The sequence below is a fragment of the Micromonospora sp. NPDC049282 genome (assembly GCF_043197045.1).
In the GTDB taxonomy this organism is placed as follows: Bacteria; Actinomycetota; Actinomycetes; order Mycobacteriales; family Micromonosporaceae; genus Micromonospora.
This window is the reverse complement of record NZ_JBICSL010000015.1, coordinates 1-25,250: the sequence shown is the minus strand read 5'-3', so window position 1 is coordinate 25,250 and position 25,250 is coordinate 1. Positions and strand designations below refer to the sequence as shown.

Genomic DNA, 25,250 nt, shown 5'->3' with positions numbered 1-25,250 from the left:
ACCACGGCCGGGTTCAGGACCCGCGCGGGCGGAGCCCGGCTCCGAGGGCCGCCACCAGCGCCGCGGCCGCGAAGGCCGGCCGCAGGCCGACCGCCTCCGCCGCGATGCCGACGAGGGACGCGCCGGCGCCCTGCCCCAACGCCAGGACCAGGAACGCGACGCCGACGCCGGCAGCGGGCGCGTTCGGGTACACCCGGGTTCCCCAGATCAGCAGCAGGCCACTCAACGCGATGTACGCCGCCCCGAACGCGCCCGCCGCGACACAGGCGACGACCGGGCCGCCGGGGAGGGCGGCCAGCAGACCGGTGGCGGCGGCCAGGGTCGTCATGGTCAGCAGCCATGCCCTGCCGACGCCGACCCGTCCGGCCAGGTCACCGGCGGCCGCGCCGAGCACGCCCAGGGCGCCGAGCAGGACCCAGGCGAGCGTGGCGGGCCGTTGGCTCATCCCGCCGGCGGTGACCAGCAGGTCGCGGCCGAAGGTCCAGGTCGCGGCGCTCGCCACTCCGGTCAGCGCGGCGGCGACCACCAGCCGCCCGCTCCCGGCGGGCAGCAGTGGCCTCGGCAGCAGCGCGGCCGGCCCGTCACCGGATCGCGTGGACGGCACGGCCCGGGCCACCCACCCGGTGACGGCCGCGCACGCGATCGCGAAGACGAACCACGCGGCCCGCCACTGCCCGTACGTGAGTAGCGCGATCGGCCCGGCGACCGCGACCCCGACGCCGGTTCCCGCGTTGACGACCGCCTGCGTCCGGTTCCGGACGGGCGCCGCGACGGCGTGCGCGACCGCATGGGCCAACGGCGGGGACGCCACCCCGGTGCTGGATCCGGCGACGATCACTCCCACCGTGAGCACGGCCGCGTTCGGCGCGACGGCGATCAGGAGCGTTCCGGCCGTGGCGGCGCACCCGGCGAGCACGGCCAGGGTGCGACCGCCCAGGCGCGGCGTGAGGACCGTGGCGACGACGATCGCCAGGCAGTAGGAGGCGTAGGCGCTGGAGGCGATCGCGCCGGTGGCGGCGGCGTCGAGGCCGAACTCGACCCGGAAGACCGGGACGAAGAGACCGTACGCGAAGCGCGCGAGGCCGTAGCAGGCCGCGATCAACGACAGGCCCGCCCAGGCCAGCCGAAGCGTCTCCGATCTCACAGGTCTGTGTACCAGCATCCAACCAAGGTACACTGACCTGTGAAGTTGCCCGGCGACGAGGAGCACCGATGACACCCGAGGAGACCCCGCCCGACCTGCGGGCGCCGGCGCTGACCCCCGGCGCCCGGCGGATCCTCGAGGTCGCCTCCGAGCTGTTCTACCGCCAGGGCATCCACGCGGTCGGGGTGGACACCATCGCCACCGAGTCGGGCATCACCAAACGCACGCTGTACGACCGGTTCGGCTCCAAGGAGAACCTGGTCACCGCAGTTCTCCAGGCCCGGCACGAAGCCTGGTGGGGCCGGCTCGAGGAGCGCATCGCCCAGGCCCCGGCCCCGAAGGCCCTGGCCGTCTTCGACGCGTACCTCGGCGACCCGCTGGCCACGGACCGCGGCTGCGCGTTCCTCAACGCCGCGGGCGAGCTACCTGCCGGGCATCCCGCCCACCGGGTCGTCCGCGCGCACAAGCAGGCCGTACGCCGACGGCTCGCGGAACTCCTCCGGGGTGGGGTCGACGATCCCGACGCGACGGCGGACCACCTGTTCCTGCTGCTCGAAGGCGGGGTGGCCCACCGTGGCGTCGACGGGCACGACCACCTGCTGACCGAGGCACGGAAGGTGGCCGGACGCCTCGTCGAACGAGCCACTCTCATCCATCGGATTCGGCCTGGAGCACAACGCACGTGGGGCGGACAATGAGTGGATGCTGAAGCGGATGGCGTTGAGTGACGTCGGACCGACGGCACGACTCGCCGCACGGATCCTCTGTGGACGGATGAGGCGTCGGCACCACCACACCGGGACGGTGGTCCGGCTGATGGCGGACGCGCGGGACGAGCAGGTCTCGGCGATGGCCGAGGCGACCCTCGCCGAGTCCTGGACCAGCGACCCGAGGGCACCCGACCGCATCTGGGCCGCGCTGGTCGACCGGCCGAAGCCGGCGTTGCGGTTCCTACTCGCACCTGCGCCGGACTGTCCGCACGAGCCGCGGGTCAGGCTGGTCACCGCGCCACCGAGCGACGGCCGGGTGCTGCGGGCCGCGCTGGACTCCCCCGACCCTGACCTGCGCGAGGCGATGGCCGGTGTGCTGCGCGCCACCGACCATCCGGACCTCCTCGGAGACCTCGACCAGGCCCTGAGCGACGACGACGGGGCCATGCCGCCCCAGGCGGTGCTCGCCCTCGCGCAGGACAACCCCCATCTGTGCCAACCGGCGCCGGTCAGTGTGTTTCACGCCGGGCTCGCCGTCGTCCCGATCCTGAAAGGACGACTCGACCTGCTCGACAGCTACGACCCGGCGAGCCTGGTGCCGACGCTGGCGCGCGTCGCCGGCGGGCCGTTCCCGGCGCGGGCCGTCGAGGCGTGCCGCCAACGGCTCCGCGCGCTGGGCCCCGGCCCGGCTCGCGAGGTGCTGTGCGTGCTCGCCATCGAGGGCGACACCGAGGCGCTGGCCGCCGTCACGGACAGCGGTCAGGAGCCGGAGTCTCCGAGCCTTGTACCCCTGTTCCTCTTCCGCACCGAGCAGTGGGAGCGGTATGACGCCCTGGACCCCGATGGCACCCTGCTCGACAAGCACTCCGCCGGCTTCGACGAGGATGTCCTGATCGAACTGACGGCGATCGCCGAGCGCAATGGACGCAGAGGGCCAAACCCGCCGCCGATACCGCTGACCGGCTTCTGACCGGTCGCCCGGGCCGGTGGGCGGCGGCACACGAGTCCCGACAGCCGGGCAATACATTGACACATTTCGTTACCGCGGTGATAGTAACCGCATCCCGTTCCCGCCGGCGCCATGTGGGTGCCCCACGTCGGTCGAGGCGTGAGCGGCCAACCGCCACCGGCAACCGCAGGCAGCGCCGTGGCGACATCCGCGGGAGGGCGCATGAGACGGACAGCGAAAATCTGGGCGGGGCTGGCGGCCGTCGTCCTTCCGGTCACCTCCGTGGTCATGGCGCTCGGCGGGACACCGGCCGACGCCGCGGTCGGCGGTTCCGGCCCCTACCCCGCCGACTACGAGACCTCGACCACCCTGGCCAACCACACCATCTTCCGACCCCAGACACTCCCGTCCGAACGACTGCCCATCGTCGTGTGGGGCAACGGCGGCTGTTCGGCCAACGGCCTCTCCCAGGGCAACTTTCTCCGCGAGATCGCCTCCCACGGCTTCCTCGCCATCGCCAGCGGCGCGCCGAACGGGTCCGGCTCCACCACCTCCCAGATGCTCACCCAGTCCATCGACTGGGCCGTGGCGGAGAACTCCCGGCCGGCCAGCAAGTACTACAACCGGCTCGATCCGTCCAGGATCGCGGTCGCCGGCTTCTCCTGCGGCGGGCTGGAGGCGTACGCCGTCTCCGCCGACCCCCGCGTCACCACGACCGGCATCTTCAGCAGCGGTCTGTTGAACGATGCCGATGACTACCAGCTCAGGAGGTTGACCAAGCCGATCGCCTACTTCATCGGCGGGCCCAGCGACATCGCCTACCCGAACGCCATGGACGACTGGGGCAAGCTGCCGGCCGGGCTGCCCGCGTTCATGGGCAATCTCAACGTCGGGCACGGCGGCACCTACGACCAGCCCAACGGCGGCGAGTTCGGCCGGGTGGCGGTGCTCTACCTCAAGTGGCGCCTCAAGGGCGACACCACCGCCGGGCGTACCTTCGTCGGCGCCGACTGCGGTCTGTGCCACACCCAGTGGACCGTCCAACAGAAGAACCTGACGCTCGACGACGGCCCGCCGCCCACCACTCCGCCACCCACCACTCCGCCGCCCACCAGCCCGCCACCCACCACTCCGCCACCCACCACTCCCCCGCCCGGCGGTGGGACGCCCACCTGCACCGCGGTCTACTCCGTCCAGGACCAGTGGAACGGCGGATTCGTCGCCACCGTCAACGTCACCGCCGGCGCAACCGCCCTCACCGGCTGGCGCGTCACGCTCACCCTGCCGAGCGGAGCATCGATCACCTCGCTGTGGAACGGCGTCGCCGGCGGCACCAGCGGGACGGTCACCGTCGCGAACCAGAGCTACAACGGACGACTGGCCGCCGGCCAGTCCACCAGCTTCGGATTCCAGGGCAGCGGAACCGGCGGCGGAGCCACCGCCACCTGCGTCGGAAGCTGACGCCCGACGACGCCCGTGCCGGTCCGGAAGGTCCCGGACCGGTACGGGCGCGCCGCCTGTCCTCGCGACGGGCAGGTCACGCGGAGTTGCGCCACTTACGGCCGTGCCGGCCGATGAGCCGGTCGGCGTCGGTCGGACCCCAGGAGGCGGCCTCGTAGGTGGGGATCGGCGAGTGGTCCTTCTCCCAGTTCTCGATGATCGGGTCGACGATCCGCCAGCACTGCTGCACCTCGTCGCTGCGGATGAAGAGCGACGCGTCACCGATCAGCGCGTCCAGGAGCAGACGCTCGTACGCCTCCGGGGACTCCTCCATGAAGGTCTGGTCGTACGAGAACTCCATCGTGGCGGTGCGGACCCGGAAGGAGTGACCCGGCACCTTGGCGCCGAAGCGCAGCGAGATGCCCTCGTTCGGCTGGATCCGCAGGATCAGCGCGTCCGCCTCGAGGCCGGTGAGCTGGTCGGTCGGGATCGGCAGGTGCGGCGGCCGCTGGAACTGCAGCGCCACCTCGGTGAGCCGGGCCGGCAGGCGCTTGCCGGTGCGCACGTAGAACGGCACCCCGGCCCACCGCCAGTTGTCCACGTTGAGCCGCATCGCGGCGTAGGTTTCGGTCCGCGACAGCGGGTCGACGCCGGCCTCCTCGCGGTAGCCGGCCATCAACTCCTCGCGGGTGCCGCCCCGGGTGTACTGCCCGCGGACCGCGGCCTCGGCGATGTCCCGGTCGGTGGGGAGCCGGATCGCCTGCAGCAACTTCACCTTCTCGTTGCGCAGGCCCTCGGCCTCGAACGAGGCCGGCGGCTCCATCAGTGCCAGCGCGAGGACCTGGAGCACGTGGTTCTGCACGATGTCCCGCATCGCGCCGGCGTCCTCGTAGAAGCCGCCGCGGCTACCGACGCCCAGGGTCTCCGCGACGGTGATCTGCACGTGGTCGACCCAGGAGCGATCCCAGATGGGCTGGAAAATCGAGTTCGCGAAGCGCAGCGCCAGCACGTTCTGGACGGTGTCCTTGCCCAGATAGTGATCGATACGAAAGACCTGGTGCTCGTCGAACGCGCTGTGCACGACGCCGTCCAGCTCGCGGGCCGTGACCAGGTCCCGCCCGTACGGCTTCTCGATGACCAGGCGGGCGAAGGCACCCTCGCGCGGCTGATTGAGCCCGACACCGGCCAGCCCGTTGATCACCGGCTCGAAGGCCCCGGCCGGGGTCGACAGGTAGAAGAGTCGGTTGCCGGACGTGCCCCGCTGCGCGTCCAACTCGTCGAGCGTCTCCACCAGCCGCTTGTAGGTCTCCGGGTCGTCGTAGCCGCCGGTCACGTACCGTACGCCGCCTCGGAGCTGGCGCTTGCTGGCGAGGGCGCGCCCGCCGAGGGCGCTCTCGGCGAACTGCTCGTCGGTCATCGGCGTACGCGCGACGCCGACCAGCGCGAACTGGTCCGGGAGCCGCTCGTGCCGGGCCAGGCTCTCGACCGCGGGCAGCAGCTTACGCCGGGTCAGGTCACCGGAGGCGCCGAAGATCACCAGCGTGGCCGGCGGGGCACTCCGCTCCTGGATGAGCTGAGATGCGTGGTCCATGGTCTGCGTTCCTCCGGCCATCAGGGGTGTCGGGTCGGGCGGTGCTGCGCTGTCATGCCAGGAATGGTGCACTGTCGCGGTCGTGCCCGCGGCCACGGGACGTGGCCCCGTTGGTCGCGGAGCTTGAGCGTCGCATGCCGGCCCGACGGATAGGCAGCTCGGTGTCAGCCTGTCGGCGTATCCCTGCTCAGACGTTCGCCCGTGGGATCCGAGTCTCAATTCCCGGGATCCAGGTCGGCGGCCGTGCCGGCAGGGCCTCCTGGTCGCGCTCCGCAGCGGATGGCAGTCGCCGTTTGGAACGGCGTCCCCGTGACCGCCGGGACCCATTTGGTCAACGGCTCCATGCGTGCCCCCGGCGCGATTCGAACGCGCGACCCCTGGATCCGTAATCCAGTGCTCTATCCGCTGAGCCACGGGGGCATGGTGTCGTCGGGCGGACTCGAACCGCCGACCTCTTCGTTGCGAGCGAAGCGCTGCTACCGACTGAGCTACGACCCCATCCGTACCCGGAGCGCGATTCGAACGCGCACTGTCCCCGCCCTGAACGGGGTGCCTCCTGCCGTTGGGCTACCCGGGCATGTTCCGCGTGCCGACGCCCGGCCTCGAACCGGGGGCCTCTCCGTTATGAGCGGAGCGCTCTGGCCACCTGAGCTACGTCGGCGAGGAGAGCCGGCGAGGCGACTCGAACGCCCTACCTCCGGGTTACGAATCCGGTGTGCCCACCGGGGCTCGCCTGCGTGGTGCCCTCGGCGCGAGTCGAACGCGCACTGGCGACGTCCTCAACGTCGGGCCTCTACCGTTGGGCTACGAGGGCATTGCGCTCCCGGCCAGGATTCGCACCCAGCTTTCCGCATCCAGGAGGGAACCGTCTGCTGTCCGAGCAGCCGCATGCCCGCCTCGGCCGGGGTTGGCATGTTCTGCGTAGGCCGTACGGGACTCGAACCCGTAACCTTCCGGCTGAGAATCGGATGAGCTGCCAATTGCTCCAACGGCCCGTGGCGGGCGGGTTGCCGTCTCCCCCGTCCCGGACGGTGTTGCCCCCGGCCGGCGCCCACGCAGGCGCCGGCCGGGTCTTGTTTCCATGCCATCCACTGTGGAGTTGAAAATCAACGACGCCTCCGGCCGTGGCCGGGGCGAAAGCAGGGGCGACAGGAATCGAACCTGCAACCTTCGGCTTTGGAGGCCGGCGCTCTCCCAGTTGAGCTACGCCCCCGTGAGGTTCTTCGGCTAATGAAGAAGCCGCCCTGTCCCTGTCGGGGTGGGCGGCTTGTCAGCTTTCGCTGGCGCTACTCGCGCCGCCACCCCGGCTTCCAGTTCTGCTCGCTCGCGCACAGATCGTGGGCTCGCCCGATCGAGGACAGCACGACACCGCCGCGCGGCATGGACCGCGTGGTTTCGGTGGAGACGTACTGCGACACGGGGAACTCCTTGGTTCGGTCCGGTTGACCTTGCCATTTCACGGTACGACCGATGTCCGCGACGGGCAATGGAAATTCCGGAGTCGTACCGCACGCCTATGATCAGGGCCGCGGGCGTGCCCGCTCCGATCCGCCGCGCCGGTGGAGCTGTCACAGGTGAACGAAGGACGCACATGGCCCGCCCCTACGATCCCGGACCGAAGCAGTTCGTCTTCGCTGTCGGTGACGGCAACGATCAACACGTTTCGGTGGGCGACCCTCAGGAGGCCTACCTGGCCTTCTCTGCGTTCTTCCGGGGTCGCGAGTCCGACACGTACACCATCAGGGATGAACCGGCGAGGCAGAGGTTGGTGCTCATGCCCGCCCTGGGGGTGATCTCCTGGATCAGGGATGCGGACCAACCTCGGTCGGAACACCTCCGGATCGACCGGGCCAACCGCTACCTGCCGAGCGCGATGCTGTTCTTCGAGAACGGATATGCCGGCCTCGACCATTTCGGCCAGTGGTTCTCCGACCTCGCCGACCTCGACGCGTCACCGGAGACCCGCGGCGCCGCCCGCGCCGCCACGATCACGACGGAAGCGGCGGCGACCGAAGAGGTCGGCCGGATCTGGGCGGATTCGGGCATCGTCGACCCGAGCGACCGGTACTACGTCTTCTTCGACTCGCACGACGTCGACGATGACCGAGCCGAACGAGCCGAGCTGCTCCAGCTGATCGAATTCCTCGGTCTCGAACGGGTCGACGCCCCGGCCGGGGCCGCCAGGGGCGAAGTCTGGGTACGCACCGACCCACGCCTCGACGTCGAATGCGCACGGTGGTCGTGAACAGGCGGCGCAGGGGGAAGCCTGGCGACGCCAACCATGAGCCTCGCACCTTCACGATCCCGATCGGGGAAGGCCCGTCGTCGGCGCGACGCCCGGTAGGGGTGTTGTATCGGTTCCTGCCCGGGCGGCCCGGCCGTGACCGGACCGCCCGGCGGTTGGTCAGGCCCGGGTGCGCTGCCGCAGCCGGGTCGAGACGACCGCGCCGGCTGCCATGAGGACCGCGACGACCAGGGACGGCAGGGCGTCGGGCCGGCGCAGCAGTTCCCCCGTCGACACGGCGTTGCCCAGTTGGTGAAGCGTGCCCAGCAGGAGGGTGGGGACGACTGCGATCAGCAGTCGCTGGTCGGCCGTCGCCACCCAGAGGAAGACGGCTGCCCCGGCGATCACCATGGCGGCGGCAACGATCCGCGAGCCCGCGTCGACCATGCGGATACCTTCCGCAGGGATCAGATGCAGGGCGAGTATGCCGATGGTCACCAGAACCGCGTTGGCCCGGGGCGCCGGCGGCACGTCCGCCGGACGCCGCAGGCCCACCAGGATCAGAGGCGTGGCGAGAACCGGCGCCCACCACTGCGGCAGGCCGTTGAGGAACAGGTACGGGGAGATCACGGTCGGCACCACCGCCGCTGCCACCACCAGGACGGCAGCGGTGCGGGTGCGGCCCGCGACGAGCGCCACCAGCGCCGCGCTCACCATGACCTGGTAGACGCCCTGATCCCGCAGGACGCGCAGGGGGTCCGAGAGTCCGCCGAACTGGAACGCCTCGACGAGGTCGTCCAGGCCGATGAGCGCACCCAGCGCCAGCACCGCCATGGCGCCCAGGTGGATGCCCTGCCAGAGCAGCACGGCGGTGGGCCGGGCAGCGGTGCTGCCACCGTGCACCCGTAGGGCGCCCCGGATCAGCGAGGCCGCCTGCCGGACGCTGGGCCAGCGACGGGTGGTCGGTTCGTCGCCGATCAACGTGTCGATCAGTTCGTCGGCGCGTTCGCGGCGGTAATCGGCCGGATAGGCCCGCAGCAGCAGGCGGTAGCGCTTCTCCAGTACATCGGAACTCATGCTGGTCTGATCCTCGCGGTAGAAGGTTGGTGGGCGCTTCCCTGCGACAAGCTCCGGCGCGGCAGGCGGTCCATGACCACCCGGGCGGCCCGGACGAGCCGGTCGGCTTCCTCGGCGAGTACGCGGTAGCCCTCTTCGGTGAGCCGGTAGTAGCGACGGGCACGCCCGTTGACGATCTCTTCACCGTCGGCGGTGACGAGTCCCTCGCCGAGCAGTCGGTCGATCACCGAGTACAGCGAGCCGGCAGCGAGGGTCACCCGCTCATCGGACAGCTCGGTCACCCGCTTGATCACGGCATAACCGTGGAGCGGTCCACCGAGCAGGGCGGCAAGGACGAAGTACGACGGTTCCCGCAGCGCGGGACGCGAAGTCGATCGCATGGTCTCGAATATACAAGCAACTTGAGTATCTAGCCAAGGTGACCGTGCACAGTGGTCGACGGACCTGATCGTTCTCAGCAATTGCCGCACGTCGGACGTCCGGGCGCGCACCGCGCCGGCCCGGTGTCGAGTGATCAGCCCCGCGCAGCGATCACCTTCGGCGGTGTCCGTCCGGTCTGGTCGGGCAGGCGGAGGCGGCGAGCCACACGCCGATGCCGACCGTACCGGCCGCCAGGACGAGGCCGACGATGCGCATCGGGTCGTGGGAGAGTGTTTCCCGGAAGACGGCAATGGCGACGAGGACGCTGACGACGGGGTCGGTGAGTGTGAGAGCCGTCAGGGGCGCGGCGAGGCGGCCTTGCTGGAATGCGGCCTGATTCAACATCAGCCCGAGGGCGACGGCCACCACCAGCGCCGCGGATCGCCAGCTGACCACGGCGGCCAGCAGGGACCCGGCGGGCCCGCCGGTGAGGTCCTTGATCAGCGCTGCCGCGAAGCTGTACGCGACTCCGCCGGCCACGCCCAGCAGCGCGCCCCGCGCGGCGCCATGGCGGCGACGCGCGGTCAGGACGCAGGCCGCGATGGCCGCTACTGCGCAGCCCATGGCGATCGCCCACGCCGCCGGCAGTGGTCGGGTCACGCCGGCGTGGACGTCGGCGAGAAGTAGGAACGCGGTCAGGCCCACCACGCCCACCGCGACCGCGATCAGGTCCCGGCGCGCGATGCGCCGGCCGGCGATGGCCGCCTCGATCAGCACTGCCATGAACAGCCCGCTGGCCATGACAGGTTGCACGACCGCGAGCGCGCCGACACGCAACGCGAGCACCTGGAAAACGACTCCGGCCGTGTCCGGTATCCAGCCGGAGAGCCACAGGCGGTCGCGGAACAGCCGCAGCAGCAGCCGCGGGTCGAGCGCTGCGAAGCGCGGCTGACGGGTCGCGGCACGCTGGTGCAACGCGGCGGACAACGCGAAGCTGAAGGCCGCGGCCAGCGCGTAAAAGATCATGGGTGAGTGAGCGGGTGGTCCGTGGGTGCACGTCGGGACGTCACCGCAGGTTCCCGTCCGGTCCGCCCGCCCGACGCAAGGTCGCGGACACCATCGCGGCCAGGTCGGCGGCGCAGGTGAACGCCGGCGCCGTGGGCGCGGCCGCGCGGGCCAGCACCTGGCACAGGTCCGTGGGGTCTCGGACGTAGGTGGTCAGGCCTGCGCCGGCGAGCACCTGCGCGTTGGCTCGGCCGTGGCCGGGAATCGGGCGGTAGGTGATGGTGGGCAGACCTGCCACCAGGGCCTGCTGGCAGGTGAGGCCACCGGCGTTCTCCACGACCATGTCCACCGCCTGCATGAGGGCGGGCATGTCGTCGACCCAGCCCATGACGTGCCCGGGAAAGCCGGCCAGCCGGCGACGCAGGCTGTCGTTGCGTCCGCACACCACCACCGGCGTGACGCAGCCGGCGGCCAGCACTTCCCTGGCGGTGCTGGCCACGTCGCCGGCACCCCACGACCCGGCCACGATCAGCGCCAGCCTCCCGTGCTCCGGCAGGGCGAACTGGGCGCGAGCGGCGCGTCTGGCGACATCCGTCGGTGGTCGGTACCGGGCGGGCACCAGCGGGTCGACGAGGCGGACGTCCGGTGCGCCACGAATCGCCGCCTGCTGCTGCGTAGCCTCGTGGATCACGCAGTAGGTGTCCACGCCAGTCGCCATCCAGGTCGGGTGGATGACGAAATCGGTGACATAGGTGACGACCGGTGTGCTCAGCTGCCCGGTGTGTCGCAGCGGCCCGAGGATCTGGTTGGCGAACGGGAACGTCGTCACGACCAGGCCGGTGTCCGGCGGCATCAGCGTCAGCATCCGCCAGCGCGCGGGCCGCAACGCGGCCCTGATCGTAGCCACCAGCGGTGGTGAACGGTCGGTGACCGTGAACAAGGCGTCGTAGCTGAGCGGACACCAGCGCAGCAGTGCCCGATAGCCCTCGCGGATCACTCCGTGCAGGCGTTCGGGCAGGGACGCGAAGAAGTCGAGGTGGTGCACCTCGACGCCGTCGAGGGCGAGCCGGGAGGCCAGCTCAGCGGCGGCGGCGTCGTGCCCGGCGCCGATGTCGGCCGACACCACGACGATCCGTCCGCCGTCACGCCGACGATCGGGCCACGGCGCCTCGCCGCGGACCCGGCTCGCCGCAGCCCCGCTCCCGGGCGGGACCCGCTCGTGGGGATGCCCCAGCCACCCGATATTCACGGGCGCGGGTACCCGCTCTCACCGCCGTCACACGCGATCTGTCGCACGAGGGCTGGGCTGCGCGCCCGGCCGTGTCGGCGGTGGGCGACAGAGGTACGCGAGCGGCCGGCCCGAACCTCAGCGCCGGTGACCGCGCGGGCCGGGCGTCACGCACGCCCGGCCCGTCGGCTCACGGCCTGCTCAGCTCGCCGCGCAGGACAACGACGGTACGCCGTTGGTGCCGCTCGACGACCCCAGGAAGCCGAAGGTCGCGCTACCGCCGGCACTGATCGCACCGTTGTAGTCGACGTTGCGGGCGGTCACCGCCGAGCCGCTGGCGGTCACCGTCGCGCTCCACGCCTGCGTCACCTGCTGCCCGTTCGCGAACGTCCAGGTCACCGTCCAACCGCTGATCGCCGAGCTACCGGCGGTCACCCGCACCTCGGCCTGGAAGCCGCCCTGCCACTGACCGGTCACCGTGTACGACGCCGAACAGGACCGCCCGTTCGACGGGGGCGGAGTCGTCGGCGGAGGGGTGGTCGGCGGAGGGGTGGTCGGCGGAGGGGTGGTCGGCGGGGTGGTGGTCGGCGGCGGCGTCGGGGTGCTGCCACCGACGGCGCTCATGATGGCGTCGATGATGCCCTGCTGGGTGACGGTGGCGGAGCTGCGGTTGAACAACCCGAACCCGTACGCCCCGTTGTAGCCGTTGTCCCAGTAGGCGGTGGCCGCCCCGTACTTCTTGGCGGTGGACACCAGGGTGCGCGCGTAGTCCGCGCGGTACCTGTTGTTCGTCGAGTCGGCCGACGTCTTGTCGACCGAACCGTATTCACCGACGAACACCGGGTATCCACGCGAGACGAAGGTGTCGCGCATCTTCTTCAGCTGCGCGTCCATGAAGTCCTGCTGCCCCCAGGTCGACTTCCTCGCCGGATTGGTGGCGGCCGGTCCCCACTGCGTGATGGTGCCGCTCTCCTCGCCGGCGAAGTCCCAGGGGTCGTAGTAGTGCACGGAGATCATGAGCCGCTGCTCGTTGGCGGGAACGGCAGGCGACCGGTACTGGTCCGTCGGCAGCGCGAAGCCGTAGTTGCCCACGGTGTAGTCGATGTTGGTGTTCCAGCCCGCGATGAGCAGCCAGCGCGAGTTGTTGTTCCCGCCGGACCGGCGGACCGTGTCCACGAAGATCTGGTTGTAGGCGTTGATGTTCGAGTAGCACGGCTGGGTCGGATTACCCCACTGTCCGTCGAACTCCTCGTTCATGGACTCGAAGATGAGGCGCTCGCTGTAGCTCTGGAACCTGGTCGCGACCTGCTGCCAGATCTTCTGGTACTTGTCCCTGATCGTCGTCTGGTTCGACGAGTCGCAGATCAACCACGAGCCGGTGATGGTCTTGTAACCGTCGCCGTGCATGTTGATCAGCACATAGAGGCCGCGACCGTAGGCGTAGTCGACGATTTCCTGGATCCGGTTCAGCCAGGCGGAGTTGATCGTGTAGTTCGGGGCGGACCCGATGTTTCCCAGGTAGGAGACCGGGATACGGATCGTCTTGAATCCCGCCGCCTTCACCCGATCGACGAATGCCTGCGTCACCACCGGGTTGCCCCATGCCGTCTCGCTGGGGATCCCGTTGACGTTGGCCTCCAGGGTGTTCCCCAGATTCCAGCCCGCCCCCATGTTGGCGACGAGTTGGGTGGCGTTCAGCTGGGCAATGCTGTCGGCCGACGCGGAACTCGTCATCACGGCTGCGGATCCGGCCAGCGCCAGTACGCCGGAAAGTATGGCGAACTGAACCTTCCTGAGTGTGGACTTCACAAGCATCTCCCGTCTTCGAGCCAACCGTCACGCTGGGTTGTCGAAGCGATTCGACGATATTCGATTGCCTGCGCTGGCAGTCGATCGGGCCGCCAAAGAATAGATGCATATCCATGTAATGAGCAAGGTGGACGGCAGCACGCGCCGCGATGCCGGATGATCCCTGCGTGGAGATCATCCTCTTCAACGCCGCGGCCTTCCTGGTCGCCGAAGCCGAGGAGCACGCGCGCCGGTGACGTCCGTATGAGCTTGGTGTCGGCGTTCGTACCGATCTGGATCCTTACCGCGGTCGGTTACGCGGCCTGTCGTCGGGGCCTGCTGGGCGAGGCGGTGGCGTCGGTGCTCGGCCGGTTCGTATTCCATCTCGCGATGCCGTCCGCCCTGTTCCTGGCCCTGTCCCGAATGCCGCTCTCCGGGTTCGCCGGCCGCTCGCTGCTCGCCTTCGGAGTGAGCACGGCCGCGGTCGTCGGGTTCGGCTGGGTCGGCGCGAGCCGGCTGTTCGGTCGCGAGCCCGGCGAACGGCCGATCTGGGGCATGGCCGCCGGGTACGTGAACTCGGCGAACCTCGGCATCCCGATCGCCACGCAAATTCTGGGCAACGTGTCGTTCCTGGCGGAGGTGGTGCTGCTGCAGGTGCTGGTGGTGACGCCCGTGATCCTGGTCGCCCTGGACCGGCACAGCGACCCGGCCGGGCGGGTACGGGTCCGCCGTATCGCCTCCCTGCCGGTGCGCAACCCGGTGATCCTGGCGTCGCTGCTCGGTATCGCGTGCTCGGCTGCCGGCCTGCATCTGCCGGCGGCGGCCGGCGCGTCGCTCACCCTGCTGTCGGGCGCCGCGGTTCCGGCCGCCCTGGTCGCGCTCGGCGCGTCGCTGCACCGCACGGCGCCGTCGCGGGTCGAACCGGCCGATCCGGCCGAGCTGGCCGTGATCACCGCGTTGAAGCTCGTCGCACAGCCGGTCATCGCGTACGCGACCGGGCTGGCCTTGCACCTGTCCGCACCGCAGTTGCTCGCCGTGGTGGTGTGCGCGGGCCTGCCGACAGCGCAGAACACGTTCATCTACGGCCAGGAGTACCGCCTCGGCGAGGCGGTGGCCAACCGGGCGGTGCTGGTGACCACGACGCTGTCGCTGGCCACCCTGACCGCGACGGCGGCGCTGCTCGGGTAGGTCCACAAGCGGCGCGCTCCTTGCCGCATCCCGTTGCGCCGCCATCTGCGGCTGCGCGGAGCGCTCGGCTCATCGCCGTGGGTCATTAGCCCAATCGAGCACATGGTCGACATCCGCGCGAGTCCACCCGATCGCCGGGTCGATCGGTACCAGAAGCGTCGGCACGGGACGCGTAGCAGCCCAGCGCCGCCCCGCCGCCGTGTGATTGTCGTCAATCCAGGCCGCCGGACGGTCGCCGGCCACGGCGTCGATCGCCGGAACCTTGAGCTCAGGCTCGAACGGCACCGGCGGAAACTGAACAACAGGCAACGGCTCGACCCCGAGCAAGGGCAGGTAGAACTCGTTGGCGCTCTCACCCCAGCCGGTTGCCCACCACAATTCGCCGCCGGCCGCCAACTCACGGATCCAGTCGCCATGCGTCGGGCAGAATCGCACGGGCTCCTCACCCTCGAAAAGCACGCGTTCCTGGTGACCGTCAGGGCAGGCCGGGGCGGCGAACGGATTGAGCACGCCATCAAGGTCGAGCAGAAGAACCGGCGCCGTTCGATCCACGGCTCTACCTTAAGGAAGTCCCACAGCCGGACGCACGGTACAGCCACGGCCGACAAGGACCGTCGGCACGCGCGGCTCCAGCACCGTATCCGACCTCAAGGGCACTGATCTCGGCAAGAGCGGACGTCGCCGGCGCGCGAAGCGGAGTTTCCGGCGCCGACGCCTTCGAGCGCGCCGAAGAGGTCACCGTCGCGGAGGACCAATGTCGAGATCGGTGCACGCGGCAGGGGACGACTCCCCTGGGCCGAATGGGCTGATCTCGACAGATGCCGCGCGCCACCCGAGCGATTGAGCAGGTCACGGGCGGGGTAGTGGCTCTCCTCGCAGAAGATCAATCGGTGGCCGGGGCCCGGCCCGCCCGGCGAGAGGGGTACCACCCGTGCGGACCTGGGGGCGCGACGCCGTCGCGCGGCTGCGGGGCGACGGGATGACCGTGGTCGAGCTGACCACCGCCGCGGTGGTCGCCTGGATCGTGGCGGCGGTGGTGATCCGCCACCCGGACCCGTTCTACGCCCCGACCGCCGCGCTCGTCGTGCTCGGGGAGTCCCGCGGGCGACGGCTGCGGCAGACCGTCGAGATGCTGCTCGCCGTGGCCGCCGCCGTGCTCGTCGCGGAGCTGCTGGTGTACGCGCTGGGCCCGGGCACCGGCACGATCCTGCTGGTGCTGTTGCTGACCACCACGACGCTCGTGGTGATCGGGGCCCGCCGTGCCCTGGTCGTGCAGGCCACCGTCTCGGCCATGTACCTGGTCGTGGTCGCCGCGCCGCACGGGACGCTGATGCCGTTCCGCTTCGTCGACGCGCTCATCGGCGGCGCGGTGGCGCTGGCCGCCAGCCAGTTGATGGCCGCCCGCGACCCGCTGGCGCCGCTGGTGGCGCAGGCGCGGCGCAGCTACACCGACCTGGCCGACCTGCTCGACCAGGTGAACGCGGCGCTGCGGGACTGCGACGAGGATGCCGCCCGCGCCGCGCTGGACCAGGCTCGGCAGGTGGACGACTGCGTCGCCCAGATGCAGGCCGCCGTGCTCGCCACCGGTGAGACGCTGCGGCTGGGACTGCGCCGCCGGCACCTGCGCAAGCTCGTCGAGGTGGAGGCGACGCTGCGGCAGCTCGACTACGCCGCCCGCAACATCCGGGTGCTGGCCCGGGCCGGCGTGACCCTGACCCGCCGACACACCGCCACGGCGCCGGAACTGGCCGCCGCGATCGGCGCGCTGACCGCCGCCGTACGGTCGGCCGGGGAGGCGCTGGCCCGCGGCCTCAGCGGCGCCGACGCCGACCGGCACGCGCAGCGGGCCGACGAGGCGGCCCTGGAAGCGGTCCAGATCGCCGCGGGCCTGCTGCGGGCCGATCCGCCGCTGCCGGTCACCATGATCGTCGGGCAGATCCGGGCGACCGCGATCGACCTGCTGCGCGGCGTCGGCCACGACGATGTGACGGTACTGGACCGGGTGGACGAGGCGCTCGGTCTGAGCCGGGCGTGACGTCCGGACACTCCTACGGACGGTGGGGAGTGTGGATCTGACGGCGCTTCTCTGCGCCAATGGCGTTGGCGGGAAGTTGTGGAGCGCGCTCGATCGGCGGCTGGTCCAGCGGCAGCCCGGACCCGGTGGAACGGTCAGTCCAGTCCGGTCACCGGGGCGCTGGCGCTGCGGGTGAGCCGGCGACGTCGGACTCCTGTGACTCAGCGCGCGCGGCGGTAGTGCATGGCCACCACGCCGTTGCCGAACGGCTCCGCCGAGAGCAGCTCGAGCCGGCGCGTGGCGGGCAGCCCGCCCTGGTGCAGCGTCGGGCCGTGACCGGCGATCCTGGGATGGACGAGCATCTTGTACTCGTCGATCAGGTCCAGCCGGTCGAGCTCGGTCGCGAGCTTGCCGCTTCCGAGGAGGACCCCGGCCGGGGTCGTGTCCTTGAGCTTCTGCACGCTCTCACGCAGATCGCCGGCGATGTGGTGGCTGTTGGTCCACGAAAAGTCCTTGCGCGTCGACGACACCACGTACTTGGGTTTGGCCTCCAGCTTGACCGCCCACTCGCGCATGGCCGGCGGCGCCTGCTCGTCACCGCGGGCGACGGCCGGCCAGTAGCTCTCCATCATCTCGTAGGTGACGCGACCCCACAGCATTGCGCCGCCCTCGTCCATGAGACGGGTGAAGAAGGCGCGCGTCTCATCGTCGGCGATCCCCTCCTGGTGGTCGACGCAACCGTCGAGGGTGAGGTTCAGGCTGAAGATGAGCAGTCCCATGGCTGGCGAGTCTAATCCGGCAGATCAAGCCCTTGGCCCAGTGCCACAACTGCACACCGAACCGGGCGAGGCGCCGGCGGCGCAGTCGTCACCCACCGGGCCAGGCCATCGAACGCCAGACTTTACTGCCCGCGAGCGTGCGATGAGCCCACCGCCCTGTCTCCTTTCACGGGTCGGCAGCGCAGGACCGGTCAGTCGGACCGTCGCTCCCCGACCGAGGGTCGTTGTACCGAGCACTCGGCCGTCTCGCCCGGAGGCGGCCAGACCACGAGGAGGGCGGACCCGTGTCCAGACACCTTGTCGCCGCGCCCACTCATGATCTTTGGCGTCCGAAGAAACTCGAACCTGCTGCCACGCGGAACGAATCACTGGTGACCGTGCGCAGCTGCGGGTGACGTCGACGAAGCCGGTCCTCCAGCCCTTGGCGCAGGGTGGTGCGGGCGGCGGGGCAGCCGTGGCAGGCGCCGGCGAGCTTGACGGTGACGGTGCCGTCGCGCACGTCGACGAGTTCGATGTGCCCGCCGTGGGAGTGAGCGAGGTCGCCGACGGGCCCGTCGAGCAGTTCCTGGGCGGCGTCACGCAGTGGCCCGTCGTCCGGCTCGCCTGAGGAGTCCGCCGGGGCCCAACCGGCCGGGTCGGCGAGAGCGGCGTGCAGAGCCGTACGGACGCGGGCGCCGTCGCGGGACCACTGCCGACCGGGATGCAGCGTGGTGACGATCGCGGCGGGTTCGACGCGGACCTGGGCGAGGGTGCCGTCGTCGCGCAGGGCGGCGAGCGGGGCGGGCAGGGTGGCCGCGACGCCGGTGAAGGGCAGCACCCCGGCCGGAGTGATCCAACGCAGCTGCTCGGGGTGACCGGCGGCAGGCTGGGGATGGATAGGGATCATGACCTTAGCCCGCCAGAAGCACGGTGATGGTCCTGGCCGCGTAGGCCATGAGCCAGGCCAGCGCCGTCAGGTAACCGAACGCGATCAGGGGCCACTTCCAGCCGCCGGTTTCGCGGCGGATGATGCCGACGGTGGCCATGCACTGCAGCGCGAAGGCGAAGTAGACCAGCAGCGCCGCGATGGTCGGGGCGGTGAAGAGTGGCTGCCCGGCGTGCGGTCCGTCGGTGTAGGTCATCGCCTTGAGCGCCTTGGACGGTTGGTCGGGGTTCTCGGCGGCGGCGACCTGGCCGAGGGTGGCGACGAACGTTTCCCGGGCCGACTGCGCCGACAGTACGCCGATGTTGATTCGCCAGTCGAAGCCGAGCGGGTCGAAGACCGGTGCGACGAGGTGGCCCAGGCTGGCGGCGTAGCTGTGGTCGGCGACGTACGCCGAGACCGCGGTGTCGTTGCCCGGGTCGACGCCGTGAGCGCGTACGTCGGCGGTCGAGTGCAGGGGCAGGTTCAGCAGCAGCCAGAGGCTGACGGTGGTGACCGCGATGATGGTGGTGCACTTGCGCAGGAACGACTTGGCCGAGTCGCCGACCGCGATCAGCACCGAGCGGACTGAAGGGATCCGGTACGGGGGCATCTCCATGTAGAACGGCAGCAGCGGGCCGGTGCGGTCGCCGAGTTTCTTGAACACCCAGGCGGCGGTCATGGCGGAGACCGCGCCGAGCAGGTACATGCCGAACATGACCAGGCCCTGCGCGCCGAACGGCCCCCACCGGGTGGACGGGTCGACGAGCAGGCCGATGAGCAGCACGTACACCGGCAGCCGGGCCGAGCAGGTCATCAGCGGCGCGGCCATCATGGTGGCCAGGCGGTCCTTGGCCGACGGCAGGGTGCGGGTGGCCATGATGCCCGGGATCGCGCAGGCGAAGGAGGACAGCAGGGCCACGAACGCGCGGCCTTCCAGGCCGGCGCGGGCCATCACCCGGTCCATCAGGAACGCGGCACGCGACATGTAGCCGACGCCCTCGAGCAGGGAGATCAGCAGGAACAGCAGCATGATCTGCGGTACGAAGACGAGCACCGCGCCGATGCCGCCGATGATCGCGTCGCCGAGCAGTCCGGCCAGCCACGGGTTGCCGACGTGGGTGGTGACCAGCCCGGACAGCCACCCGAAAAAGGACTCCACGTAGCCCTGCAGGGGCGCGGCCAGGGTGAACACGGTCTGGAAGAAGAGCACCATCACGGCGAGGAACACCAACGTGCCCCACAGCGGATGCAGCAAAACCGCGTCGACGCGCTGAGTGACGCGGTGCCGTCCCGGGGCCCGGTAGCCGGCGAAGCTCAGCACCGACTCCGCCCAGGCATCCGCCTCCGCCGGGTCGTCCGGCGGCGGCAGGACCGGCGTCGGCCACGTCGACCACCGCTCGATCTGCTCACGTAGCTGGTCGATGCCTTGACCGCGGTTGCCGAGCACCCGCACCACCGGCACGCCCAGCGCCTGCTGCAACGCCGACAGGTCCAGCTGGCCCTGCCGTACGGCCATCTCGTCGGTGAACGTCACCACCAGGCAGGTGGGCAGGCCGCGGCGCAGCACCTGCGCGACGAACCGCAGCGAACGGCGCAGCGTGGTGGCATCCACCACGACCAGCAGCGCGTCCGGCGGCGCCTCGCCGTCGAGGCGGCCGTCGAGCACGTCGACCATGATCTGCTCGTCGGGGCTGATCGGGTCGAGGCTGTAGGTGCCCGGCAAATCCTCGATCAGGTACCGCCGGTCACCCACCTGCAGGGTGCCGACGAATCGGGACACCGTCACACCGGGATAGTTGCCCGTCTTGGCGTGCAGACCGGTCAGCGAGTTGAAGATGCTCGTCTTACCGGCGTTCGGGCTGCCCGCCAGGGCCAAGCGCGGCAGCGCCGTGTCAACGGCGCCGCCCCCGGCCTCAGCGTGGCAGCCCGAGTCCCTCACCGCGCGTCCCGGACCAGCACGTGAGCGGCCTGCGCGCGGCGCAGGCACAGGTCGTAGTCCTTGACCCGGTACACCACCGGATCCCGCAAGGGCGCGCGACGCACGACCTGCACCAGCGACCCGGCGGTGAACCCGAGGTCCGCCAGCCGGCGCGCCGTCGACGCTGGTGCACCGTCGGCCAGTCCCACGATCGTGGCCCGACTGCCCGGGGGCAGGTCGGCGAGCCGACCCGCTGACCCGGTGGACGCCTCGATTGCACGCACCGGGAGGCCGGCGTGGGCGACAGCGGGACGTCTCAGCACCAGCTCACCATAAGGTAAGGCTGACCTCACCTGCCAGGGCGCGTGACGAACTCCGGCCGGGCGGTCAGCCATCCGACCACTGCGGAAACACGCGGAGCCTCGGGTCAGGAGGACGGCCTGTCCCCCGCGGCGGGGGCCGGTCTGGTCCTTCGTGGCAGCCCGGACGGGCACCGGGGACCGGGCACCGGCCCCCGGCGGCGGGCCTCGCTGCACGGGGGCTGCGCTTCGTCGTCACCGCCGCCACGTGATCGGTCGGCCGGGTGGGGTGATGCGGGCCCGCCGGGCACCCGTCGCGTCCTGCGCTGCGGGACCGGGCCATCGAGGCGTGGCTGCCGCTGGTCCACCCCCTCGCCCGCCGCTACAGCGGCCGCGGCGCGCCCAACGACGACCTGAGGCAGACTGCCGCGCTGGGTCTGATCGAGGCGCTGGACAAGTTCGACCCCACTCGCGGCGTCGACTTCGCCGGCTCAGGATCTGACGCTCCGGCGGATCGGGATGACGGCAATGATCGCCAGCACATGTCCCAGGCCGCCTTGCTACCCGACGGTGGTCAATCAGCTCGCGAACCGGTAGCCAGCGCAGGTGTGGAGCCGTCTGACCCGGGTAGACGCCCTCGCCGAGTTCATGGCGCCCGATCGACTAGGGGGACCGGATGGCCAGCGAATCGTCACATCCGCCGGGCGACAAGGCCGGGCAGGCCCGCGATGCTGCCGTCGACGTCGGCCGCGATGCGAAGCAAGCCGGTGCCCATCTGTCGCACCAAGCGGTAGACCAGGGACGTGAGGTGGCCGCCGAAACCGGCCGGCAGGCGCGCAACCTCGTCGAGGAGGCCACCGGTCAGGCTCGGCAGCAGGCCGAACAACAGCAGCGGCGGGCCGCCGACGCTCTGCGTGCCCTCGGCGGGCAGTTGCGGTCGATGGCCGACGACGGTCATCAGGAGGGCGTCGCGGCCGACCTCGTTCGCCACGGCGCCGACGCCGCCCAGCAGGCGGCGGGATGGCTCGACAACCGCCAGCCCGGCGACTTGCTCGACGAGATTCGCAACTTCGGCCGCAGCCATCCAGGCACCTTCCTCGCCGGCGCCGCGGTTGCCGGACTGCTCGCCGGCCGCCTCACCCGCGCGCTCTCCGGCGGGCAGAACGGTTCCTCCGGCCCGCCGCCCGGCCCACCGCAGGAATTTTCCGACGACGCACTGCACACTCCACCTCCTGCCAGCGCGCGGCCCGACCTGCAGCACGGGCCGACGGGCCATGAGGTGGGACCGTGACCACGCCGCCGCCCCGGGGCGACGGCGACGACAAAGCCCAGCACTCCATCGGCCAACTTCTCGCCGACGCCAGCCGGGACCTGTCCAGCCTGCTACGCCAGGAGGTGCAGCTGGCCAAGGCTGAGCTACGGCAGGAGGTCCGAACTGCGGGCACTGCCGGGGGGATGGTCCTCACCGCCGTGGTCGCTGCGTTACTGACCTTGCTGTTCCTGTCCCACGCCCTGTGGTGGGGCCTGTCCAACGTCATGGACCAGGGCTGGGCGGCACTGATCGTCGCCGCGCTGTGGGCCGCCGTCGGCGTCTTCTCGGGCCTCCGGGCGCGCAAACAGCTCAGCGCGATTCGCACCCTGGCAAAGACGAAGCAGACCGCCCAGGAGATACCTGGCGCCCTGCGGGGCCGCTAAGAAAGCAGGAGGTGGAGCGGCATGACCAGCGATCCCGACCAGATCCGCGCCGAGATCGAGGCCACCAGAGGTGATCTGAGCGCCAACGTCGACGCCCTGACCCACAAGGCCAGCCCGAAAAGAGCGGTGACCGCGCCGATCAGCAAGGCACGCGGACGCCTCGGCCGCGCCATCGACACCATCATGGGAACCGCACGGCACACCCACACCGCCGACACGCTGTCCTCCGGGGCTCACCACAGCAACGACGCCCTGACCGCCGCTGGACAACACGCCCGAGCCCTGCCCCAGGCGTCGAGGCAACACACCCAAGGCAACCCTCTCGCGGCCGGCCTGATCGCCTTCGGAGCGGGACTGCTCGCCTCGTCCCTAGTACCACCCAGCAACACCGAGCAGCAGGTAGCCGGGCGCCTCAAACAACAAGCCCAAGAACACTCCGGGCCAGTCAAGAAACACGCTGCGGACATCGCCCACCAGGCCCAGGACAACCTACGCGGGCCCGCGCACAACGCCGCCGACGCCATCAAGAACATCGCCACCAGCGGCGTGGCCGAAGTACGCGACCAGGGCAGCCAAGCTGCCCGCCACCTCAGCGACGAAGCCCGCCACAGCAAGGACGCACTGTAGACCTGTCCAGCCGGACCTCGTCCCGGTGCAGGCAGCCCTACCGTCGACAAAGCACGGGCGAGATGGGTTCGCGGAGTGATCTGCCAAATAAAGGGTTACCGCAGAAACGCCGCCTGCTCGTCGGGCTCGACCACCGCTGGCTGCTGCTGTTCGCGACCCTGGCCGGGGCCGCGCTGCTGACCGCCGCGGACGTCGTTGGTCGGGTGGTGAGCCGACCCGACGACGACGCGCCGTCCTGACCGCCCTCGCCGTCTCGCCGGTGGTCGGGCAGACCGCCTGCTCGGCCGGTTAGGTGCTGCGGTGAATCTCGGCAACGCCGTGCCCGGCGTCTCGTTCGACGTGGGCGAGCTACGGCTGCCCCGTACGGTTCTGGCCCTGGCGACCGGGCTCTGCTTCGGAGACCACCGGGCTGCTCGGCCGGATCACCGCGGTCGTCGGCACCAACGCGTGCGGGAAGTTGCGTCAACGGGTGTGGATCGGATGGCGCTGGCCCAGCAGACCGAACTACTGCTACTCGACGAGCCGCGCCGGTCCGCCAGGCAGCTCGGCGGCCGTGGTCTGCTGATCGTCGATGCCATGGCGCGCAACTCGGGCACGGGAAACACCTCTCACGGCAAGCCGGGCGAAGTGGTGTGGGCGGACCCCCGCGGTCTGGAGAGGCGTCCGGTCCCCACTCGCGGACGAGGCCACGCTGTGATACCCGGTTCGGGGACGCAGGTGATAATCGGCAGGTCCACACGACGGGTGGATGTGCATCGTGTCGGCGTCAGCGTCCGCGTGACGGTCGCGGCTGGGAGAGGATCTGTCGTGATCAGTGACGCCAACCTGCCGCCGGTACGGCCCATCGGCATGCCGTCGGGGCTGGCGGACGCGGCGTCGTCATCGACAACGACGGAGCCGGCGGTTCTTCTCATCGAGGATGACCCCGGTGATGCGTTGCTCACCCGGGAGTTACTGACCGACAGCGGAATCGGCAGCCGGTTCACCCAGGCAAGCAGCCTGACAGCGGCCTCGACCTCACCGACGGCGCCGGACTGCGTGCTGCTCGACCTGCACCTGCCCGACTGCCATGGGCTGGAGGCACTCGGCCGGGTACTACACCGATGGCCGGATGCGGCCGTGGTGGTCCTCACGGGCCTGGACGACGCGGCCACCGGAACAGCGGCGGTCGCCGCAGGGGCGCAGGACTACCTGGTCAAAGGCCACATCGACGGCGCTCTGCTGGGCCGCACGATCCAGTACGCCATTCAACGCCGACGTGCCGTAGTCACGGAGCGGCAGCTGCGGGACAGCCGGATGCAGGCTAGCGAGAACACGCGGCTGCAACGCGGTCTGCTCCCCACTCCGCTGATCACCGATCCCGCGCTGACGGTTGTCAGCAGGTATGTGCCAGGGCGGGGGCAGTCGCTGCTCGGCGGCGACTTCTTCGACTTGGTTCAGGACGAGGATCACACGCTCCACGCCGTCGTAGGTGACGTCTGCGGCAACGGTCCGGATGAGGCTGCCATCGGCGTCGGCCTACGGGTCGGGTGGCGAACCCTCACCCTGGCCGGGGTGGACAAGGCCTCTCGGATGCGGCTGCTGGAGCAGGTACTCGTCGCCGAGCGACCGCGTGAATCGATGTTCGCGACCGCCTGCACCATCCGGGTCAGCCCAGACCGGTCGAAGGTGGTCATCGTCAGCGCCGGCCACCCTGCGCCACTGGTGATCACGCCCGGCGCAGCCGCCCCCGTACCCATCCGCCATCATCTCGGGCTGGGTATGTTCCCCGGGCGAGGCCGCTGGCAGGAGTCGGTCGTCACACTCCCGGCGGATGCAGGTCTGCTGCTGTACACCGACGGCGTCTACGAAGGGTTCAGCGAGGACGGCACCCGCCTCGGCGAGCAACGCTTCACCGAACTTGCCGCCACGCTGAGCACCATCACGGACCCCGGTGACTTTCTCACCGCCCTGCTCGACGAGATCAGACGCGGCGACGACGGCCGACACAGCGACGACACAGCCCTGCTCTACCTGACCTGGCCTGCCGGAGGAGATCGAACCGATCGATCACGATCGTGAGGAAGCGGGCGCAGCCCATGCGGTTCGGCGACAAGCGGTGGTACGGATGTGGCGGCGACTGGCGGCTTGGGCTGGGGCCGTGGTCCGAGCACCGTCAGCCGGGCCCGTCTCGCTGCGGCCTCTGAATCACATCAGCGGAAGCGCTCTCGATTGCTCAGGCTTCGGTGAGCTGGCCGCGCAGCTTGGTCAGCGCGCGGGCGAGCAGCCGCGACACGTGCATCTGGGAGACGCCGACCCGGGTGGCGATCT

At 70.6% G+C, this 25,250-nt stretch carries 25 protein-coding genes, 6 tRNA genes and 1 pseudogene; 12 read left to right on the top strand and 20 right to left on the bottom strand.

The features are described 5' to 3' along the window. Positions 1 to 13: 13 nt before the first annotated feature. Positions 14 to 1,162, bottom strand: a complete 1,149-nt coding sequence (locus ACGFI2_RS22770; RefSeq protein WP_393520413.1) for an MFS transporter — start codon at positions 1,160 to 1,162, stop codon at positions 14 to 16. Between the two features lie 50 nt (positions 1,163 to 1,212). Between ACGFI2_RS22770 and ACGFI2_RS22765 the strand changes: the two genes are divergently transcribed. From ACGFI2_RS22765 to ACGFI2_RS22755, 3 genes are all read left to right on the top strand, one after another. After that, a complete protein-coding gene (locus ACGFI2_RS22765; RefSeq protein ID WP_393520411.1) occupies positions 1,213 to 1,842 on the top strand; it encodes a TetR/AcrR family transcriptional regulator in 630 nt (209 codons plus the stop codon). A gap of 4 nt (positions 1,843 to 1,846) precedes the next feature. Next, complete coding sequence (locus tag ACGFI2_RS22760) at positions 1,847 to 2,824, top strand: hypothetical protein (RefSeq protein ID WP_393520409.1); 978 nt, start codon at positions 1,847 to 1,849, stop codon at positions 2,822 to 2,824. A 201-nt stretch (positions 2,825 to 3,025) separates the two neighbouring features. Next, on the top strand, positions 3,026 to 4,264 hold the full coding sequence (locus tag ACGFI2_RS22755; RefSeq protein WP_393520407.1) for a cellulose binding domain-containing protein: 1,239 nt from the start codon (positions 3,026 to 3,028) through the stop codon (positions 4,262 to 4,264). Positions 4,265 to 4,340: 76 nt separating this feature from the next. On the opposite strand, the gene zwf is transcribed toward ACGFI2_RS22755, so the two are convergent. The 8 genes from zwf to ACGFI2_RS22715 all read right to left on the bottom strand — a co-directional run bounded on the left by zwf (position 4,341) and on the right by ACGFI2_RS22715 (position 7,252). Beyond that, the gene (zwf, locus tag ACGFI2_RS22750) at positions 4,341 to 5,834 is read right to left on the bottom strand and encodes a glucose-6-phosphate dehydrogenase (protein ID WP_393520405.1); all 1,494 of its coding nucleotides are present in this window, start codon (positions 5,832 to 5,834) and stop codon (positions 4,341 to 4,343) included. A 347-nt stretch (positions 5,835 to 6,181) separates the two neighbouring features. Further along, positions 6,182 to 6,254 (bottom strand) — tRNA-Arg (locus tag ACGFI2_RS22745). A gap of 83 nt (positions 6,255 to 6,337) precedes the next feature. Beyond that, positions 6,338 to 6,411, bottom strand: a tRNA-Leu gene (locus ACGFI2_RS22740). Positions 6,412 to 6,421: 10 nt separating this feature from the next. Further along, positions 6,422 to 6,495 (bottom strand) — tRNA-Met (locus ACGFI2_RS22735). A gap of 77 nt (positions 6,496 to 6,572) precedes the next feature. Further along, positions 6,573 to 6,648, bottom strand: a tRNA-Leu gene (locus ACGFI2_RS22730). Between the two features lie 108 nt (positions 6,649 to 6,756). Then, positions 6,757 to 6,829, bottom strand: a tRNA-Glu gene (locus ACGFI2_RS22725). A 145-nt stretch (positions 6,830 to 6,974) separates the two neighbouring features. Continuing rightward, positions 6,975 to 7,047: transfer RNA gene (locus ACGFI2_RS22720), tRNA-Trp, on the bottom strand. A 73-nt stretch (positions 7,048 to 7,120) separates the two neighbouring features. Continuing rightward, positions 7,121 to 7,252, bottom strand: coding sequence for a hypothetical protein (locus ACGFI2_RS22715; RefSeq protein ID WP_393520403.1), 132 nt, complete (start codon positions 7,250 to 7,252; stop codon positions 7,121 to 7,123). Between the two features lie 173 nt (positions 7,253 to 7,425). Here ACGFI2_RS22715 and ACGFI2_RS22710 point away from each other — a divergent pair, with 173 nt between their 5' ends. Continuing rightward, positions 7,426 to 8,079, top strand: a complete 654-nt coding sequence (locus tag ACGFI2_RS22710; protein WP_393520401.1) for a hypothetical protein — start codon at positions 7,426 to 7,428, stop codon at positions 8,077 to 8,079. Between the two features lie 159 nt (positions 8,080 to 8,238). Here ACGFI2_RS22710 and ACGFI2_RS22705 read toward each other — a convergent pair whose 3' ends face one another. From ACGFI2_RS22705 to ACGFI2_RS22685, 5 genes are all read right to left on the bottom strand, one after another. Then, entirely contained in the window at positions 8,239 to 9,135 is an 897-nt protein-coding gene (locus tag ACGFI2_RS22705) for a hypothetical protein (protein ID WP_393520399.1), read from the bottom strand. Further along, positions 9,132 to 9,515, bottom strand: a complete 384-nt coding sequence (locus ACGFI2_RS22700; protein WP_393520397.1) for a PadR family transcriptional regulator — start codon at positions 9,513 to 9,515, stop codon at positions 9,132 to 9,134. Before ACGFI2_RS22700 ends, ACGFI2_RS22705 begins: the two co-directional genes overlap by 4 nt. A 151-nt stretch (positions 9,516 to 9,666) precedes the next feature. Beyond that, positions 9,667 to 10,521: a DMT family transporter gene (locus ACGFI2_RS22695; protein ID WP_393520395.1), complete on the bottom strand. Its 855-nt coding sequence runs from the start codon at positions 10,519 to 10,521 to the stop codon at positions 9,667 to 9,669. A 40-nt stretch (positions 10,522 to 10,561) separates the two neighbouring features. After that, on the bottom strand, positions 10,562 to 11,734 hold the full coding sequence (locus tag ACGFI2_RS22690; RefSeq protein WP_393520668.1) for a glycosyltransferase: 1,173 nt from the start codon (positions 11,732 to 11,734) through the stop codon (positions 10,562 to 10,564). 195 nt (positions 11,735 to 11,929) lie between these two features. Continuing rightward, entirely contained in the window at positions 11,930 to 13,462 is a 1,533-nt protein-coding gene (locus ACGFI2_RS22685) for a cellulase family glycosylhydrolase (protein WP_393520393.1), read from the bottom strand. 318 nt (positions 13,463 to 13,780) lie between these two features. Here ACGFI2_RS22685 and ACGFI2_RS22680 point away from each other — a divergent pair, with 318 nt between their 5' ends. Next, positions 13,781 to 14,704 carry an AEC family transporter gene (locus ACGFI2_RS22680; protein WP_393520391.1) on the top strand — a complete coding sequence of 308 codons (924 nt, stop codon included), beginning with the start codon at positions 13,781 to 13,783 and terminating at the stop codon, positions 14,702 to 14,704. Positions 14,705 to 14,773: 69 nt separating this feature from the next. Here the strand turns inward: ACGFI2_RS22680 and ACGFI2_RS22675 are convergent, their stop codons facing one another. Then, positions 14,774 to 15,256: a hypothetical protein gene (locus ACGFI2_RS22675; RefSeq protein WP_393520389.1), complete on the bottom strand. Its 483-nt coding sequence runs from the start codon at positions 15,254 to 15,256 to the stop codon at positions 14,774 to 14,776. Between the two features lie 379 nt (positions 15,257 to 15,635). Between ACGFI2_RS22675 and ACGFI2_RS22670 the strand changes: the two genes are divergently transcribed. Next, positions 15,636 to 16,739: an FUSC family protein gene (locus tag ACGFI2_RS22670; protein WP_393520387.1), complete on the top strand. Its 1,104-nt coding sequence runs from the start codon at positions 15,636 to 15,638 to the stop codon at positions 16,737 to 16,739. A 200-nt stretch (positions 16,740 to 16,939) separates the two neighbouring features. On the opposite strand, the gene ACGFI2_RS22665 is transcribed toward ACGFI2_RS22670, so the two are convergent. From ACGFI2_RS22665 to ACGFI2_RS22650, 4 genes are all read right to left on the bottom strand, one after another. Beyond that, positions 16,940 to 17,497 (bottom strand): dihydrofolate reductase family protein, encoded by a 558-nt coding sequence (locus ACGFI2_RS22665; protein ID WP_393520385.1) that lies wholly within the window; start codon positions 17,495 to 17,497, stop codon positions 16,940 to 16,942. A gap of 313 nt (positions 17,498 to 17,810) precedes the next feature. Next, on the bottom strand, positions 17,811 to 18,383 hold the full coding sequence (locus ACGFI2_RS22660; protein ID WP_393520383.1) for a NifU family protein: 573 nt from the start codon (positions 18,381 to 18,383) through the stop codon (positions 17,811 to 17,813). A gap of 4 nt (positions 18,384 to 18,387) precedes the next feature. Continuing rightward, entirely contained in the window at positions 18,388 to 20,340 is a 1,953-nt protein-coding gene (locus tag ACGFI2_RS22655) for a ferrous iron transporter B (protein WP_393520381.1), read from the bottom strand. After that, positions 20,337 to 20,642, bottom strand: coding sequence for a ferrous iron transport protein A (locus ACGFI2_RS22650; protein WP_393520379.1), 306 nt, complete (start codon positions 20,640 to 20,642; stop codon positions 20,337 to 20,339). Before ACGFI2_RS22650 ends, ACGFI2_RS22655 begins: the two co-directional genes overlap by 4 nt. A 275-nt stretch (positions 20,643 to 20,917) precedes the next feature. On the opposite strand from ACGFI2_RS22650, the pseudogene ACGFI2_RS22645 reads away from it, so the two are divergent. The 6 genes and pseudogenes from ACGFI2_RS22645 to ACGFI2_RS22620 all read left to right on the top strand — a co-directional run. Next, positions 20,918 to 21,109: pseudogene (locus tag ACGFI2_RS22645) on the top strand (sigma-70 family RNA polymerase sigma factor); the annotation flags it as partial. 185 nt (positions 21,110 to 21,294) lie between these two features. Then, on the top strand, positions 21,295 to 21,909 hold the full coding sequence (locus tag ACGFI2_RS22640) for a hypothetical protein (protein WP_393520377.1): 615 nt from the start codon (positions 21,295 to 21,297) through the stop codon (positions 21,907 to 21,909). After that, entirely contained in the window at positions 21,906 to 22,313 is a 408-nt protein-coding gene (locus ACGFI2_RS22635; protein WP_393520375.1) for a phage holin family protein, read from the top strand. The genes ACGFI2_RS22640 and ACGFI2_RS22635 overlap by 4 nt, the downstream gene beginning before the upstream one ends. Before the next feature lie 21 nt (positions 22,314 to 22,334). Continuing rightward, positions 22,335 to 22,940 carry a DUF3618 domain-containing protein gene (locus tag ACGFI2_RS22630; RefSeq protein ID WP_393520373.1) on the top strand — a complete coding sequence of 202 codons (606 nt, stop codon included), beginning with the start codon at positions 22,335 to 22,337 and terminating at the stop codon, positions 22,938 to 22,940. 62 nt (positions 22,941 to 23,002) lie between these two features. Next, on the top strand, positions 23,003 to 23,179 hold the full coding sequence (locus ACGFI2_RS22625) for an iron chelate uptake ABC transporter family permease subunit (RefSeq protein ID WP_393520371.1): 177 nt from the start codon (positions 23,003 to 23,005) through the stop codon (positions 23,177 to 23,179). 61 nt (positions 23,180 to 23,240) lie between these two features. Then, positions 23,241 to 25,001, top strand: a complete 1,761-nt coding sequence (locus ACGFI2_RS22620) for a PP2C family protein-serine/threonine phosphatase (protein ID WP_393520369.1) — start codon at positions 23,241 to 23,243, stop codon at positions 24,999 to 25,001. Between the two features lie 154 nt (positions 25,002 to 25,155). Here the strand turns inward: ACGFI2_RS22620 and ACGFI2_RS22615 are convergent. Then, on the bottom strand, positions 25,156 to 25,250 hold a 95-nt coding region (locus ACGFI2_RS22615; protein ID WP_393514163.1), incomplete at its 5' end, for a sigma factor-like helix-turn-helix DNA-binding protein.

Bases quoted from the DNA above. Each gene is read 5' to 3' on its own strand.
- ACGFI2_RS22755 (WP_393520407.1), top strand. From the start codon at position 3,026: ATGAGACGGACAGCGAAAATCTGGGCGGGGCTGGCGGCCGTCGTCCTT.
- ACGFI2_RS22625 (WP_393520371.1), top strand. From the start codon at position 23,003: ATGGGTTCGCGGAGTGATCTGCCAAATAAAGGGTTACCGCAGAAACGC.
- ACGFI2_RS22640 (WP_393520377.1), top strand. From the start codon at position 21,295: ATGGCCAGCGAATCGTCACATCCGCCGGGCGACAAGGCCGGGCAGGCC.
- ACGFI2_RS22665 (WP_393520385.1), bottom strand. From the start codon at position 17,497: ATGGGACTGCTCATCTTCAGCCTGAACCTCACCCTCGACGGTTGCGTC.
- ACGFI2_RS22765 (WP_393520411.1), top strand. From the start codon at position 1,213: ATGACACCCGAGGAGACCCCGCCCGACCTGCGGGCGCCGGCGCTGACC.
- ACGFI2_RS22680 (WP_393520391.1), top strand. From the start codon at position 13,781: ATGAGCTTGGTGTCGGCGTTCGTACCGATCTGGATCCTTACCGCGGTC.
- ACGFI2_RS22700 (WP_393520397.1), bottom strand. From the start codon at position 9,515: ATGCGATCGACTTCGCGTCCCGCGCTGCGGGAACCGTCGTACTTCGTC.
- ACGFI2_RS22660 (WP_393520383.1), bottom strand. From the start codon at position 18,383: ATGATCCCTATCCATCCCCAGCCTGCCGCCGGTCACCCCGAGCAGCTG.
- zwf (WP_393520405.1), bottom strand. From the start codon at position 5,834: ATGGACCACGCATCTCAGCTCATCCAGGAGCGGAGTGCCCCGCCGGCC.
- ACGFI2_RS22760 (WP_393520409.1), top strand. From the start codon at position 1,847: ATGCTGAAGCGGATGGCGTTGAGTGACGTCGGACCGACGGCACGACTC.
- ACGFI2_RS22770 (WP_393520413.1), bottom strand. From the start codon at position 1,162: ATGCTGGTACACAGACCTGTGAGATCGGAGACGCTTCGGCTGGCCTGG.
- ACGFI2_RS22630 (WP_393520373.1), top strand. From the start codon at position 22,335: ATGACCAGCGATCCCGACCAGATCCGCGCCGAGATCGAGGCCACCAGA.
- ACGFI2_RS22685 (WP_393520393.1), bottom strand. From the start codon at position 13,462: ATGACGAGTTCCGCGTCGGCCGACAGCATTGCCCAGCTGAACGCCACC.
- ACGFI2_RS22695 (WP_393520395.1), bottom strand. From the start codon at position 10,521: ATGATCTTTTACGCGCTGGCCGCGGCCTTCAGCTTCGCGTTGTCCGCC.
- ACGFI2_RS22705 (WP_393520399.1), bottom strand. From the start codon at position 9,135: ATGAGTTCCGATGTACTGGAGAAGCGCTACCGCCTGCTGCTGCGGGCC.
- ACGFI2_RS22710 (WP_393520401.1), top strand. From the start codon at position 7,426: ATGGCCCGCCCCTACGATCCCGGACCGAAGCAGTTCGTCTTCGCTGTC.